At 53.1% G+C, this 14,495-nt stretch carries 12 protein-coding genes; 4 read left to right on the top strand and 8 right to left on the bottom strand.

Translation table 11 applies throughout. The features are described from left to right. The 7 genes from AB7038_RS04555 to AB7038_RS04525 are packed head-to-tail and all read right to left on the bottom strand — an operon-like array spanning nucleotide 1 to nucleotide 9,036. Entirely contained in the window at nucleotides 1–1,734 is a 1,734-nt protein-coding gene (locus AB7038_RS04555) for a hydrogenase large subunit (RefSeq protein WP_108656143.1), read from the bottom strand. Between the two features lie 3 nt (nucleotides 1,735–1,737). Beyond that, nucleotides 1,738–3,318, bottom strand: a complete 1,581-nt coding sequence (locus tag AB7038_RS04550) for a hydrogenase 4 subunit F (RefSeq protein ID WP_024474458.1) — start codon at nucleotides 3,316–3,318, stop codon at nucleotides 1,738–1,740. A gap of 4 nt (nucleotides 3,319–3,322) precedes the next feature. After that, nucleotides 3,323–3,973 carry a hydrogenase 4 membrane subunit gene (gene hyfE / locus AB7038_RS04545; protein ID WP_004235001.1) on the bottom strand — a complete coding sequence of 217 codons (651 nt, stop codon included), beginning with the start codon at nucleotides 3,971–3,973 and terminating at the stop codon, nucleotides 3,323–3,325. 12 nt (nucleotides 3,974–3,985) lie between these two features. After that, nucleotides 3,986–5,428, bottom strand: a complete 1,443-nt coding sequence (locus AB7038_RS04540) for a hydrogenase 4 subunit D (protein ID WP_369452838.1) — start codon at nucleotides 5,426–5,428, stop codon at nucleotides 3,986–3,988. A 13-nt stretch (nucleotides 5,429–5,441) separates the two neighbouring features. Next, nucleotides 5,442–6,392, bottom strand: a complete 951-nt coding sequence (locus AB7038_RS04535) for a respiratory chain complex I subunit 1 family protein (protein ID WP_369452837.1) — start codon at nucleotides 6,390–6,392, stop codon at nucleotides 5,442–5,444. A gap of 11 nt (nucleotides 6,393–6,403) precedes the next feature. Continuing rightward, complete coding sequence (gene hyfB / locus AB7038_RS04530) at nucleotides 6,404–8,419, bottom strand: hydrogenase 4 subunit B (protein WP_368889913.1); 2,016 nt, start codon at nucleotides 8,417–8,419, stop codon at nucleotides 6,404–6,406. After that, nucleotides 8,416–9,036, bottom strand: coding sequence for a 4Fe-4S dicluster domain-containing protein (locus AB7038_RS04525; RefSeq protein WP_004234994.1), 621 nt, complete (start codon nucleotides 9,034–9,036; stop codon nucleotides 8,416–8,418). Before AB7038_RS04525 ends, hyfB begins: the two co-directional genes overlap by 4 nt. Before the next feature lie 256 nt (nucleotides 9,037–9,292). On the opposite strand from AB7038_RS04525, the gene eptB reads away from it, so the two are divergent. Together eptB and AB7038_RS04515 are read left to right on the top strand one after the other, a co-directional pair. Next, complete coding sequence (gene eptB / locus AB7038_RS04520; protein ID WP_369452836.1) at nucleotides 9,293–10,966, top strand: kdo(2)-lipid A phosphoethanolamine 7''-transferase; 1,674 nt, start codon at nucleotides 9,293–9,295, stop codon at nucleotides 10,964–10,966. A gap of 41 nt (nucleotides 10,967–11,007) precedes the next feature. Beyond that, nucleotides 11,008–11,847, top strand: coding sequence for a hypothetical protein (locus tag AB7038_RS04515; RefSeq protein WP_369452835.1), 840 nt, complete (start codon nucleotides 11,008–11,010; stop codon nucleotides 11,845–11,847). A 54-nt stretch (nucleotides 11,848–11,901) separates the two neighbouring features. On the opposite strand, the gene efp is transcribed toward AB7038_RS04515, so the two are convergent. Then, nucleotides 11,902–12,468, bottom strand: a complete 567-nt coding sequence (gene efp / locus AB7038_RS04510; RefSeq protein WP_004234989.1) for an elongation factor P — start codon at nucleotides 12,466–12,468, stop codon at nucleotides 11,902–11,904. Nucleotides 12,469–12,508: 40 nt separating this feature from the next. Here efp and epmB point away from each other — a divergent pair, with 40 nt between their 5' ends. Both epmB and AB7038_RS04500 read left to right on the top strand, forming a co-directional pair. Then, complete coding sequence (epmB, locus tag AB7038_RS04505) at nucleotides 12,509–13,537, top strand: EF-P beta-lysylation protein EpmB (RefSeq protein ID WP_072869145.1); 1,029 nt, start codon at nucleotides 12,509–12,511, stop codon at nucleotides 13,535–13,537. Between the two features lie 99 nt (nucleotides 13,538–13,636). Next, nucleotides 13,637–14,419, top strand: a complete 783-nt coding sequence (locus AB7038_RS04500) for a class I SAM-dependent methyltransferase (protein ID WP_369452941.1) — start codon at nucleotides 13,637–13,639, stop codon at nucleotides 14,417–14,419. Nucleotides 14,420–14,495: the final 76 nt, after the last annotated feature.

Below are 14,495 nucleotides of genomic sequence, written 5' to 3'. Positions count from 1 at the left end.
TTATTTCAGCGGTGAATGTTTGCGATCGATGCTGTACTGCTCGATCTCTTTGTACGCCACGGTTTTCGCTTTGCGTTTTTTCACATCCACCAGCGTCACGCGGTCAGTACAGGAGTAGCAAGGGTCAAGGCTGCCGATAATCAGCGGCGCATCAGACACCGTATTGCCCTGCAACATATAGCGCAGCACCGGCCAGTTAGCGTACGTGGCCGCACGGCAGCGCCAGCGGAACAGTTTCTGGTTATCACCCAGCATGCTCCAGTGGATATCTTCCCCGCGCGGTGCTTCGGTGTAACCCAGCGCAAATTTGTGCGGCTGATAGGTAAAGCCTTCGGTCAGAATCGGCCCTTCCGGCATGTTATCCAGCGCATATTCGATCATGGCGAGTGAATCGAGGGTTTCTTTCACACGCACCATGACACGGGAGTAAACATCACAGCCATCCATGGTAAACAGGGTTTTCGGCAGGTTGCCGTAGTCGGCAAACGGATGATCAAAACGCACATCGCGTTTAAAGCCGCTGGCGCGGATCATCGGGCCGACCGGGCTGTAATCACGGGCCACTTTCGGGTCCAGACGACCGACACCGACGGTACGCTGTTCCATGTTCGGCGTACTCAGCAGCATATCCACCAGTTGTGTGACATCCGCACGCATCTCACGGACAAGCTGAATGGTTTTTACCCGCTGCTCTTTGAGGAAGTCACGGCGCACACCGCCGATCAGGTTGGTTCCGTATGTTTTACGGGCACCGGTCAGCAATTCGGCCATGGTCATGGATTTTTCACGCACACGGAAGAATTGCATAAAGCCGGTATCAAAGCCGGTAAAGTGGCTGGCAAGACCGATGTTCAGCAGGTGACTGTGCAGGCGTTCCACTTCCAGCAGCACGCTGCGGATAGTGTGCGCACGCTGCGGCACATAAATCCCCAGCGCGTTTTCCACCGATGTGGTGTATGCCACGCTGTGGGTAAAGCCGCAGATGCCGCACACGCGGTCTGACAGGAAAGTGACTTCGTTATACCCCATACGGGTTTCCGCCAGTTTTTCCATGCCACGGTGGACGTAGAACATACGGTAGTCCGCATCGACAATCCGTTCCCCGTCAACAAACAGACGGAAGTGACCCGGTTCATCCGACGTGATGTGCAGCGGGCCGATTGGCACAACGCGCGCATCTTTTTTGCTGTCGTTGATAAACTCATAAGTCTCGGTATCGGTGGTCGGTGCCGGGCGCTGACGGTAATCCATGGTGTCTTTGCGCAGCGGATAGAGATCATCCGGCCAGTCATCCGGCAGCACCAGGCGGCGCTCATCCGGCAGACCCACCGGGCGCAGCCCGTACATATCGCGGATTTCACGCTCGCCCCACACCGCAGCAGGCACGCGCGGTGTGACAGACGGGAACTCCTGGGTGATCGGGCTGACATACGCCTTCACAGTCACCCAGCATTTTTCACCCTCTTCCATAGAGAGTGCATAGTAAACCGCGAACTGCCCGTTCAGCGGACGCTCATCGTTACCCCACAGCACCGGCAGCCAGCCGCCGCAGCCGTAGTACAGAAACTCCACCACTTCCGGCAGCATTTCTGTTTTGATGGTGATGGTCAGCTGGTTGGCAGTCTGCCACTCCTCTTCCAGCACCGCATGGGGAAATTTCTCGCGGACCTGTGCCAGATAGCCCGCGCCTTTACGAACGCCCTGAAGGGTATCTGTGTAATTCTGATAGCTCACGTTTTATTTCTCCTGCGATGATGTGGATGTTGTATCAACACCCCACGGCCAGCGGTAGTCCGGGGTGGTTAATTCTGTACCTGGTAATGCACTGTCCGTCAGGACAATAGTGGCGGCATTTTCGAGCAGACGGCTGACCGGCTGCGGAATGTGGGTGCCCATCACCAGCATCAGTACAATGAGGATGGCCATCGGCAATGTCGTCAGGATCCCTGCCTCGCCGCGTGACACGCAGTCAGGCTGTGCGCCGAACAGGGTTTTCGATACCATTCTAACCAACCCGCCGAGGACGATAGTGAGCAGGATCAAAAGCAGCAGTGTCAGCCAGAAATGATCCGCCGCCAGACCCGCAACCACGGTCATAAACTCACTGAGGAACACGTTGAACGGCGGCATACCGCCGAGTGCCAGCGCGCCGCCCGCAAAGACAACCGCCGTAAACGGCATGGTGCGCAGCATCCCTTTGACCACCGTGATATCACGGGTGCCGTACTTCAGTAACACGTTACCGGAACCGCAGAACAACAGGGTTTTGCCCAGGCTGTGGTTCAGCGTGTGCAGCAGTGCAGCCAGCACACCCAGCGGACCACCGATACCCAGCGCCACCGCGATCAGCCCCATGTTTTCCACACTGGAGTACGCCAGCAGGCGTTTCATATCACGCTGGATCAGGATAAAGAACGCCGCCACCGCCACAGAGAGCAGCCCGAAAACCAGCAGCAGTGTCTGAGTGAATTCCCCGCCGATAGCTGAGGTGATAATGATGTAGTAACGGATGATGATCAGCAGTGCGCAGTTCAGCAAAACCGCAGACAGCAGCGCGGAGACCGGGCTCGGCGCTTCACTGTGCGCATCCGGCAGCCAGGCGTGCATCGGGAACAGACCGGTTTTGGTCCCGAAACCAATCAGCACAAACACAAAGGCCAGGTGCATCAGGGTCGGATCCAGCAGCGCGGTATGTTTCAGCACTTCAGTCCAGAAGATAGCCAGTTCCGGATCCGGCATCACACTCGCCGCATTCGCATACACGAGGATAGTGCCGAACAGACCGAACGCCACACCCACACTACAGATGATGATGTATTTCCACGCCGCTTCCAGGGAAGAGCGCTGTCCGTAGATACCCACCAGGAACGCAGAGCTGAGTGTGGTGGCTTCTACTGCCGCCCACATCAGGATCAGGTTGTTACTGGTGATCACCAGCAGCATGGTGAACAGGAACAGGTGGAAGAAACCGTAATAGTTACAGAGTGTTGCCACACTCACTTCACCATCATTCACTTCGTGGTTCATGTAACCGATGGAATACAGACCGGTCAGGAAACCGACAATCCCGAGGATCGCCAGGAATAACCCGGCCAGGCTGTCCAGGTGGATCCAGCGGTTCGCCATCAGCAGATCCCCTTCCGCACTGATGGTGTACACCATCCACAGCGAGAAGACGAGCATCAGGGAGATACCGATGGTATGCACCAGGGTGACCACACCTTTCGCCCCGCCGCCCGCCAGGCGGCAGGCAAATGCCAGCAGTGAAATCACCAGCGGCGTTGCCATTAATAACGTTAACAACATGGTTTGACTCATCTCATCACCCCTTCAGCGCGGTCAGTTGATCCACGTTCAGTGTGTTGAGCGTGCGATAGATTTTACGTGCCAGCACCGCCATGATAATCACAGCGAAAATGGCGTCCGTCGCGATACCGATTTCCACCAGCTCCGGCGCTTTATACGCCAGCAGAGCCAGTGTCAGGTGCGATCCGTTTTCCATCAGGCAGTAACCGAATGCCTGTTTCAGGATGTTGCGCTGTGTCACGATGCAGAGTAAGCCCAGCATAAAGTGACCCAGAGAAACTGCCAGCGCCGGTTTCAGATCCGCCACCATCGGCAGTTTCACCGGTTCAACCACAAACCAGCACAGTACCACAATCACCGCCGCGGCCAGCATCAGCCAGGCCGGGCTTATCACGCCGCCGTTGGCGGTCGGATCAGACAGTTTGCGAAAGGCATAGCCCATAATCAGCGGCACCAGCACCACTTTGGTCGCGAAGGCGGTGATCGCCCACATGCCCAGCTGCGGTGCATCCAGTGTCTGTGACAGCGTGGCGAAAATCGCCACCAGCACCAGCGACTGAAGTGCATAGAACCAGCAGGAAGCCACCGGGCGCTTCGCCCCGATGACCAGCAGCGAGGTGATCATCATCAGCCCCGCCAGATTGTTCACAATAATGGAACCAGTCATACTTTCTCTCCCTTAACCGAGCCAGATGACGGCGATAACACTTGAACAGAACGACATCACAATCAGCAGGCCGATAACCCACTGCATTGCTGCCGGAACCGGAGTTCCGTTTGCCACGTCTTCGCCCGGCTCGCCCGGCACAACTTTGCCGAACCAGTAGAGCAGCCAGGCAAAGCTGGCAACGGATTCGATCAGCACCAGCACCATGATTGGCGCGAAGATCCAGAACTGTTCAGATAACGCGAAACCGGCCGCGAAAATCGGGAATTTACTGAAGAAGCCGTTAAGCGGCGGCACACCGGCAATCGCCAGCGCAGCCACACAGAAACCGACACCCAGCAGCGGATAGCGTTTTGACAGACCGCGCAGACGCGGCAGCATACGGGTCCCGCAGCTGTAGCTGAGTGCACCGGCCACCAGGAAGAACAAACTCTTGGCAAACGCATGGTTAAAGATGTACGCGATACCGCCGTCAAAGGCTTCTTTGGATCCGAAGATGGACAGCGACAGCGCCAGGAAGATATACGCCAGCTGGGTGATGGTTGACCATGCCAGCAGACGTTTCATATCTTTCTGCGGCAGATACATCATAAAACCATACACCAGTGTGATAACGGCCATCACCACGCCAACCCAGCCGATTATTTCCGGCACATGGTCAGAAGACATGATGCTGCGGGCAAAGATGTAAACACCCACTTTCACCATGGACGCTGCGTGCAGATACGCACTCACCGGTGTCGGCGCTTCCATCGCGTCCGGCAGCCAGGCCTGTAACGGCAGCTGGGCTGATTTACCCCATGCCGCAAACAGGATCCCGCCGAAGACGATCAGGCTTTGTGCCTCATTCAGCTGGTTAATCGCGCTCAGGGCAAACGTACCGGTGCTGATAAACAGGGTTGCCGCCGCCATAAACAGGCCGAGGGAACCTACGTGTGTGATCAGCAGTGCTTTCATTGCGGAACGCTGGGCTTTTTCTGTCTGGTAGTAACCAATCAGCGCCCATGAACAGCCACCGGTGATTTCAAAGAACAGTAACTGCCCCAGAATGGTGGATGACAGCACCACACCCGCCATCGCGCCGATAAAAATCAGCAGGAAGGCATAATAGCGGCGGGTCGGTCCGTGGGCGTGCTCGCGGTTACCTTCTGTCAGATAGCCGGTGGAGTACAGGCAAATCAGGAAACCGAGGAATACCACCGCAAACGCAATCAGGGTGCTCACGCCGTCAACGGTAAAGCCGAACAGCGCGATATCACCGGCCTGAACCAGTTCCAGTGTGGCGGCGGTCTTACCGCCGTCGAGATACAGCCAGCCCAGTGCCGCCGTACCGAGAGAGGCCAGCAGCGCGACTAAGGTACTCAGCCACGGGGCCATTCGCGTCGGCAGGACACTGACCAGCAACGCCCCGGCAAACGGAATCAGCAGGGTCGCCAGTGCAATATTTTCTAACATGCTTTATCGCTCCTTACAGACCGGTGAGATAGAACACGAATCCGAGCGCAGCCACGCCGAATCCTAACCAGGTCACATGATGCGTCAGCAGAAAACGACCACGGGCCAGACTGTTTTCGACCAGCGATGCCAGAACGAAAATCACCAGCAGTTTTACCAGCATCAGTCCCAGCGCCGGCAGCAGACTGCCTGCGGTCAGAACGGATGCACTGCCGAACGGGAAGAAAATGGAGAGAAACAGCACTGCCACAATCACCTGTTTCAGGCCGATCCCCCATTTCACCAGCGCCAGACCGGAACCGGAGTACTCGGTCAGCGGCCCTTCCTGCAGTTCCTGCTCGGCTTCCGCAACGTCGAACGGGATTTTGCCCATTTCGATAAAGGTCGCGAAACCACAGGCCAGCATGGCCAGGAAGGTGGCGGTCGGTGATACCCAGCCCTGGCTCATCACGGCACTGATGCTGCCGATATTGGTCGAACCGGCAATCAGCGCAACCACCAGCAGGCCGAGGAACAGAATCGGCTCCACCAGCACGCCGAGGGTCAGCTCACGGCTGGCACCGATACCGGCGAACGGGCTGCCGGTATCCAGACCGGACAGGGAGAAGAAAAAGCGGAACAGCGCGAAAATATATAAGATGATGATGAGGTCGCCTGCCCCGCTGAACAGTGACGTTGTGGTAACAACCGGCAGCGCCATCGCCAGCAGCAGCATGCTGCCGAGCAGCACATACGGCATCACGCGGAAAATAAATCCGGAATCACGCGGTGCCACAGACTGGCGTTTCAGTAATTTGATGATGTCACGGTAATCCTGCATAATGCCCGGCCCCTGACGGGAGTGCATTTTTGCGCGGATCTGACGGGAGATGCCGGTAAACAGCGGCGTCAGCAGCAGCAGGAAAATCGCCTGAACTACTGCGAAGAGCCCCGTCATCAATGTAGGTGTATCCTGAATCGACATGGTTTCTCTCCTTACGCCGCAATCACAACAAGCAGAACAACCAGCGCGGCCACGACATACAGACAGTAAAGTCTGAAATCCCCGCCCTGGAGGCACTGAATGCGTTTGGCGAAACGGTTAATCCCGCGCACCAGCGGATAAATAATGCGTTCATCCCAGAATGGCTCGACTTTTCCGGCCCCGGCTTTGGTCACGTCTAAGGCGTGAGCCAGACGGGCTGACGGATCAAGCTGTTTGCGCATGCGGTACAGCGGCGCAAACATTGAGCGCAGCGGCTGGGTAAAGCCCCCGGCAGATACGGACATATCGCGTTCCCAGGCATAACCACACGCCCAGGCATCGCCTTTGCGGCGGAAGCTCATCTGTTTGCCTTTGAAGACCAGATAGATGATGAACGGGATCAGCGGCAGCGCCAGCAGCAACAGGAATGTCATCGCCGGTGAAATCATGGCCTGAGCGGCAGAATCCGGCACCAGCATCGCGCCCTGCACAACAGTCACATCCGTCGCCGTCGTCAGTGACATCGCCACTTTCGCCAGCACCGGTGCAATCACACTTGCACCGACCCCCAGCAGCACACACACCACCGCCAGAATCAGCATCGCGGCGGTCATGGTCCACGGTACTTCGCGGGCATGGGTGGCCGCTTCACTGCGCGCACCGCCGCAGAAGCTGACACCGTACACTTTCACGAAACACATCGCCGCCAGTGCACCGGTGATCGCCAGCATCACGATGGCGATAGGACCACTGATTTTCATGATGAATGTGCCGTCATGGCTCATTGAGAACAATGACTGATAGGTGTACCACTCACTGACAAAGCCGTTGAGCGGCGGTAACGCGGAAATCGCCATACACCCGATTAAGAACGCGGTTGCGGTCAGCGGCATCAGTTTGGCGAGGCCGCCCATTTTTTCCATATCACGGGTGTGAATACGGTAAATCACCGCACCGGCCCCGAGGAACAGCAGACCTTTAAACACCGCATGGTTGAGCAGGTGATAAATCGCGCCGAGCAGACCAATCGTTGCCAGTACCGGCATATCATTCGCCATACCCACCATTGCCACACCGACGCCCATCAGGATAATCCCGATGTTTTCCACGGTGTGCCACGCCAGCAGACGTTTGATATCGTGCTCTGCCAGCGCATACATAACGCCGAGAACAGAAGAGACCGCGCCGAAGCCCAGTACCACGATACCCCACCAGCCCTGGGTTGCACCCAGCAGGTCGATACCGACTTTAATGATCCCGAAGATACCGATTTTCACCATCACACCGGACATCAGTGCGGAGGCGTGAGACGGTGCAGCCGGGTGAGCCTGCGGCAGCCAGCTGTGCAGCGGTAACATACCCGCTTTGGCACCGAAGCCGAAGAAGCCCAGCAGGAAGACCACAGAGGCCATCGCCGGAGACAGTGAAAGCTGACGGAAGGAATCGAAATCCAGACTGCCGCTTTCGCGCCACATCAGGAAGAAGGCGATCATGATCAGCACAGAACCGGCGTGGGCAATAAAGAAATAGAGCAGACCGGCGCGGATGGATTTGTCATCCTGATCCGCAATGACCAGGAACCAGGAGGCCAGCGACATCATTTCAAACAGGATGATGAACCAGAAGGCGTTATCCATCACCACCAGGGCAACCATAGAGGCGATAAACAGGTTCAGGAAGAAACCCATGCTCCACGCGCCGCGTCCCAGATATTCCTGCACATAGTTCAGGGAATAGAGAGCGCTGACGGTCACCAGCAGCGAAATCACCATCACCATAAAGGCGGCGAGACTGTCGAGGCGGATGACAAAATGGGCGAACGGGAAAGGTCCCTGAGCGAAAAACGTCAGTGTTTCACCGCTCATCAGCACCGGAACGGCACTGAATAAACCGAGGATCCCGCCGGCAATCGCCGTGAGCCCGGCAACATACACCGCCATTTTTTCCTGCTGTTTAAACAGCAGCGAAATAAAACCGCCGGCGGTATACAGGGCAACGGACCATAAGAGTAATTCAAGAGATGTCATTTTCTGCTCTCCTGTCCTGAGACGAAAATGTCGAACTCCGGCGGCATCGCATCGACAGACGCGGTACGGCGTTTCGCACTTTCGTTTTCCAGCTGATTCTCTTCAACGAGATGGAGGGCATCGGTCGGGCATACTTTCACACACGCCGGGCCTTCTTCACTGAAATCACACAAATCGCATTTCACCGCGATATTACGGATGCCGGCATTCCATGCCAGAAACGGGTTCATGGTCGGCAAACTGTCCGGTACATCCAGCAGCATCTCTTTCGGCACATACTGCTCAAAGAAGTCCGGCATATCGACAGGTTTGCTGCCTGACGGGGTAATAGCCCCGAACGGACAGACCAGACCGCATAATTTACAGCCGATGCACAGGCTTTCATTCAGCACGATCATGTCATTTTCGTGTGTAATGGCATTCACCGGACACACACGGGCACACGGAGCATCATCACACTGACGACAAAGCATCGGCGCGGTCAGTTCCCCGATTTTCACCACATTCAATCTCGGATGTGTTTGTAATCCCTGCTGTTTATGCGTCTCAGAACAGGCCGCCATACAGGTATTACATCCGATACAAAGATGCGGGTCGGCAATAACAAAGCGATTCATTCGCCCCACCCTCCAGAAAAATCAGACGAGTCATATAGTTTGATACCCTTGTTAAGCATTTTTCGTGCCATATACAGAAGTTCTTGTTTATCAATGCATTGACATGATTTTCAGGCGGAGGTAACTGTCGGTTCGACACTAATGACGACAAAAATGTCATGCGGTCTGCTGTCATCAGTTATGACGCAAATGATTAATGAATAAATATTGAACCAAGTGACTGATCGTTTCTCTAACTCTCTTTAGCGATGAAGTGATGTACCTGATGCCTATACGTCCGTTATTAAACACACTAAGAAATGAATTTGTTGTTTCTGCTGTTCTTGCCCTGTTTCTGGGCTTTTTTCTCAACTACACCGTGTATTTTTCCCGCGCTCAGAACCAGTTATTACTGGCTGGTAATTATGGTTCCCTTTATCTGATTGCCGAAATTTTTGTCAATGTTCTGTTCAGCTTCTTCTTATTCCGGCTGATTGCCCAAACCGGACTGCTGAGTTTTAAAATTCTCGGCAGTTTTATTATCCTGGTCAGTATTGCAGTCAGTTATTACGTGATGTTTTATGACGTGATTATCGGTTACGGTATTTTAGTCTCCACCCTGGCAACGGACAGTGTTGAACTGTCACAGGAAGCGGTCGGCGGGCATTTTTATCTCTGGTTTTCACTGCTTTCTGTACCGGCTTTATTTCTGATCTGGTCGGCAAAAAAAACTGACATACAAACGGCATCACGACGCAGGGCACTTGCCCTGTTTACCTTTATCATTATTCCGGTACTGATTTTCGGCTATTTAAAACTGGCTGATGCCAATCAGAAAAAAATTGAAATGAACGGCAGTATTGATGTGTCGAGTTATGGCGGAGAGCTGAGTTACTCCTATTTACCGACCAACTGGATTGTGCCGCTGGTGCAGTATGCGGTGGTCAAATATGACGATACCTTTAATGAAATTGATTTATTCGACCCGGCCGATGAATTCACTTACACCCCGGCACCGCAGAATGACGATGTCTATGTGGTTTTCGTGATCGGGGAAACCGCCCGCTGGGATCATATGCAATTACTCGGTTATGAGCGGGAAACAACGCCATTATTATCTGCCGATAAAAACGTTATCGCCTTTAAAGGTCAGTCCTGTGATACCTCCACCAAATTATCACTGCGCTGCATGTTTGTGCGTGAAGGCGGCGTAAAAGATAACGAACAGCGGACCGTCACCGAAAATAATGTTTTCTCTGTGATGAAACAGAACGGCTTTTATTCCGAGCTGTTTTCCATGCAAAGTGAAGTCTGGTTCTATAACCGGCTCGACCTGGATAATTATCTGATCCGTGAAATGATCACCGCTCAGAACAGAGCACCGGGCAAAGCTATCCGTGATGAATTACTGATGAATGAAGTCGATGATATGCTCGCCCGTAAAAAGCAGGGACAGAACCTGATTATTTTACATACCAAAGGCTCACATCATCTTTATTCCAAGCGTTATCCGCCTGAATTCCGCAAATATATGCCGGAATGCACAGAGGAAGGCACCAAATGCAGCATACAGGAAGAGATCAATGCCTATGATAATTCGATCTTATACACCGATCATTTTCTGCATGATCTGACAGAAAAATTAAAAGACAAAAATGCGATTGTCTTTTATACCTCCGACCACGGGGAATCCCTGGGCGAAAATAACGGCATGCGCCTGCACGGCACGCCACGGCATATTGCCCCGCCGGAGCAGTTCCGTGTGCCGTTTATTGTCTGGATGTCAGATAACTATATTAAAAATAACCCGTCCCTGTTTGATAACCTGAAAGAAAACAGCCGGACACGGACATTTTTCCATCATGAATTATTCGATACCATTCTCGGCTGTTCCGGTGTGACATCATCCGACGGCGGGATTAATAATAAAAATAATCTCTGCTATCGGTGATACAGTAATCTCATCCGCTGATACAGAGAGAGAATTTAAGGATGAGAAAAACAGTTACCCTGCTGGCGCTCTGCCTGCCGCTGTCCGCGGCAATGGCGGACGACAGCAGTTGTACGGACGCACAGCGTCTGCTGAACCGGGAAAATACCTACATTATCACCGGCCTGTATCTGAACGGGCCGGTCAAATCCGTTGTTACCACACGCAATAACAAACAAAAATCTTACGGCAGCAGCGAAACCACCATTACATTGTCACCGTGCGGTGCCGTGACGCAGTATGAGCAGCAGATGTACTCTCTGATAAGCCCGGACGTTTACCGGAAGGAACAGTACAAAACAGATCCGGATAATCCGCTTCACCTGACCGGCACAGCAGAATACAAATTTCACGATAAACACATTAATTCACAGACAGACATCACCCGGACGATAAATGATAAAGGACAGATTGCCGGCTATACCTTACTGAATAAAAATGCCGGTGACGATGAACAGGAGGATGCCGTTACTGCTCGTTTCAATTGGGAAAACAGCCGGCTCCACAGTATGGATGAGGTGAAAACAGACGGGGAAAAATCAGAAAGTCTCTTGTACCGCTATGATTCACAAGGCCGCCTGTCACACGTATCCCGTGGCTCCGGTTCCTCAGAGACCCGCTTTACTTACACTGATCAACCGTGGCCATCAGTCACTTTGATCTCTGTTTACAGCGGCAGCGAACTGCTGAATGTACTCACCGCACGTTGTGAACAATGGGATCATCACGGTAACTGTCTGCTGCAAAAAAATTATACCGCCGATTATTACGGCTATTCTGCGGATGACAATCCGGAGCCGGTCTTACAGACCATCCAGCGTTACCGTTATGAATATTACTGAATATAAAAAAACCGCCGCTGATTCAGCGGCGGTTTTGTAATTCATAACGTAATCTTATTTCACGCGGGAAACGTATTCACCTGAACGGGTATCAACTTTGATTACTTCACCAATCTGCACGAACAGAGGTACTTTAACCACTGCACCGGTGCTCAGAGTCGCTGGTTTACCGCCGGTACCGGCAGTATCACCTTTCAGGCCCGGATCGGTTTCCGTGATTTCCAGCTCAACAAAGTTTGGCGGGGTAACCGCGATAGGACGGCCGTCCCACAGGGTAACGATACATTCCGCCTGGTCGATCAGCCATTTGGCGTTATCACCGATAGCTTTCTCATCCGCAGCCAGCTGCTCAAACGTTTCGTTGTTCATGAAGTGCCAGAACTCACCGTCGTTGTACAGGTAAGTCAGGTTCAGATCCATGACATCAGCGCCTTCCGCAGAGTCTGTTGATTTGAAGGTTTTCTCCAGCAGTTTGTTGGAGATCAGTTTACGCAGACGCACACGGGCGAATGCCTGACCTTTACCCGGTTTAACAAACTCACTTTCAACAACCACGCAAGGTTCGCCGTCTAACATAATTTTAAGACCTTGGCGAAATTCGTTGGTACTATAAGTAGCCATGGAAATCCTCTAATTTTAAATAAATGGCATAGCCAAAAAAATGGTCGATATTGTAACCCAAAAACAACCCGCCCGAGAAGTCTGGCTGCATCAACTCACTGATTCTGTCACTAACCCAACAGAACTGCTGGCAATATTAGGTCTGGAACAGGACGAAAACTGGCGTGCCGGTACTGATGCCCGCCGGTTGTTTGCTCTGCGTGTCCCCCGTCCTTTTATCGCCAAAATGGAAAAAGGCAATCCGCGCGATCCGTTATTACTTCAGACCATGACACACAGGGCTGAATTTGACCTGACCCCGGGGTTCTCTGACGATCCGCTGGATGAACAACACAGTGTTGTTCCGGGACTACTGCATAAATATCACAACCGGGCATTGCTGTTAGTGAAAGGCGGGTGCGCGGTCAACTGCCGCTACTGTTTCCGCCGTCACTTCCCGTATGAGGACAATAAAGGCACCAGACATAACTGGCAGCAGGCGCTCGATTATATCGCTAACCATCCTGAACTCAATGAAATCATTTTCTCCGGTGGTGATCCGCTGATGGCAAAAGACCATGAGCTGGACTGGCTGCTGACACAACTGGAAGCGATTCCCCATATTCAGCGGCTGCGCATTCACAGCCGTCTGCCCGTCGTGATCCCTGAACGCATTACGCCGGAACTGACCGCGCGTTTCCGCGATTCACGGTTACAGATAATTTTAGTCACACATATCAATCACGCGAATGAAATCGACGATGCATTGAAGGAAAAAATGAATCAGTTGCGTGAAAGCCGCGTCACCCTGCTCAATCAGAGTGTCCTGCTGCGTGATGTGAATGACAATGCAGAGGTGCTGGCACAGCTCAGTAATGCACTGTTTGACGCCGGTATTCTGCCTTATTACCTGCATGTGCTGGACAAAGTACAGGGTGCGGGACATTTTCTGATCAGTGATGATGAAGCACGCCGCATCATGCATGATCTTCTGCCGCGTATTTCCGGGTATCTGGTGCCGCGTCTGACCCGGGAAATCGGCGGTGAACCGAGTAAAACGCCGATCGACCTCCGTCTGCGTCAGAGCTGAGTATTACCACGTAAACATGGTCATCTGAAGAAATAGTATTTTACAGGTACCTTCAGACAGGTTAAATTACGCCCAATATGTATTATCGAGTACAAAATGATGACGGATTTTTTAACCTCAAACCAGGCCGCGTGGGATAAACAGGCGGAACAACAACAGGCGTGGTCAACACCGGTCAGTGCGGAACTGATTGCGGCTGCCAGACAGGGGGAATGGGATGTGCATCTCACCCCGCAGCCGCTGCCGAAAGCCTGGCTGGGAGATGTGAAAGGCAAACGCATTCTCTGTCTGGCCTCTGCCGGTGGCCAGCAGGCACCGGTACTGGCTGCCGCCGGTGCTGATGTGACGGTGTTTGATTTATCAGATAAGCAACTTGAGCACGATCGTCAGGTTGCTCAGCGCGACGGGCTGACACTGCAGGCGGTACAGGGTGATATGCGGGATCTCAGCACATTTGCGGATGGTACTTTTGACTGCGTGTTCCATCCGATTTCCAATCTGTATATCCCGGATGTGAATCCGGTATGGCGTGAATGCCACCGCGTACTGAAAACCGGCGGCACACTATTGGCCAGTTTCTTTAATTCAGTGGTGTTTGTCGGCGATCGTGATGCGAAATACCGCGAAGAAGGCATTATCAAACCGGCATATAAAATGCCGTTCTCTGAACTGACAGCCTTAACACCTGAGCAGTTGGCAGAGAAGCAGGCGCGGCAGGAAGCTTTTGTGTTTGGTCATTCCCTGACAGATTTGATCGGCGGACAACTGAAAGCCGGTTTTCAGCTGACAGATTTTTATGAGGACTGGCAACCGAACCCGCGTTTTGTTATCGATAATTATCTGCCGACATTTATTGCCACTGCGGCGGTGAAGGTAAGGTGAGATCTGATAAACAAAAAATCGCTGTGAATACAGTGGTTATCTGCAAGCTGATTTATTGCTTTCCGTGTGTTGTCCG

Source organism: Morganella morganii, assembly GCF_041099235.1.
In the GTDB taxonomy this organism is placed as follows: domain Bacteria; phylum Pseudomonadota; class Gammaproteobacteria; order Enterobacterales; family Enterobacteriaceae; genus Morganella; species Morganella morganii_E.
Note: the sequence above shows the minus strand (reverse complement) of the source record. Positions and strands in the feature narration are given on the sequence as shown.

Excerpts from the sequence above, each read along its gene's own strand:
- AB7038_RS04535 (WP_369452837.1), bottom strand. The coding sequence starts at position 6,392 with ATGTCGATTCAGGATACACCTACATTGATGACGGGGCTCTTCGCAGTA.
- AB7038_RS04550 (WP_024474458.1), bottom strand. The coding sequence starts at position 3,318 with ATGAGTCAAACCATGTTGTTAACGTTATTAATGGCAACGCCGCTGGTG.
- epmB (WP_072869145.1), top strand. The coding sequence starts at position 12,509 with ATGGTCGATATTGTAACCCAAAAACAACCCGCCCGAGAAGTCTGGCTG.
- efp (WP_004234989.1), bottom strand. The coding sequence starts at position 12,468 with ATGGCTACTTATAGTACCAACGAATTTCGCCAAGGTCTTAAAATTATG.
- hyfB (WP_368889913.1), bottom strand. The coding sequence starts at position 8,419 with ATGACATCTCTTGAATTACTCTTATGGTCCGTTGCCCTGTATACCGCC.
- AB7038_RS04540 (WP_369452838.1), bottom strand. The coding sequence starts at position 5,428 with ATGTTAGAAAATATTGCACTGGCGACCCTGCTGATTCCGTTTGCCGGG.
- eptB (WP_369452836.1), top strand. The coding sequence starts at position 9,293 with ATGTACCTGATGCCTATACGTCCGTTATTAAACACACTAAGAAATGAA.
- AB7038_RS04515 (WP_369452835.1), top strand. The coding sequence starts at position 11,008 with ATGAGAAAAACAGTTACCCTGCTGGCGCTCTGCCTGCCGCTGTCCGCG.
- AB7038_RS04525 (WP_004234994.1), bottom strand. The coding sequence starts at position 9,036 with ATGAATCGCTTTGTTATTGCCGACCCGCATCTTTGTATCGGATGTAAT.
- hyfE (WP_004235001.1), bottom strand. The coding sequence starts at position 3,973 with ATGACTGGTTCCATTATTGTGAACAATCTGGCGGGGCTGATGATGATC.
- AB7038_RS04500 (WP_369452941.1), top strand. The coding sequence starts at position 13,637 with ATGACGGATTTTTTAACCTCAAACCAGGCCGCGTGGGATAAACAGGCG.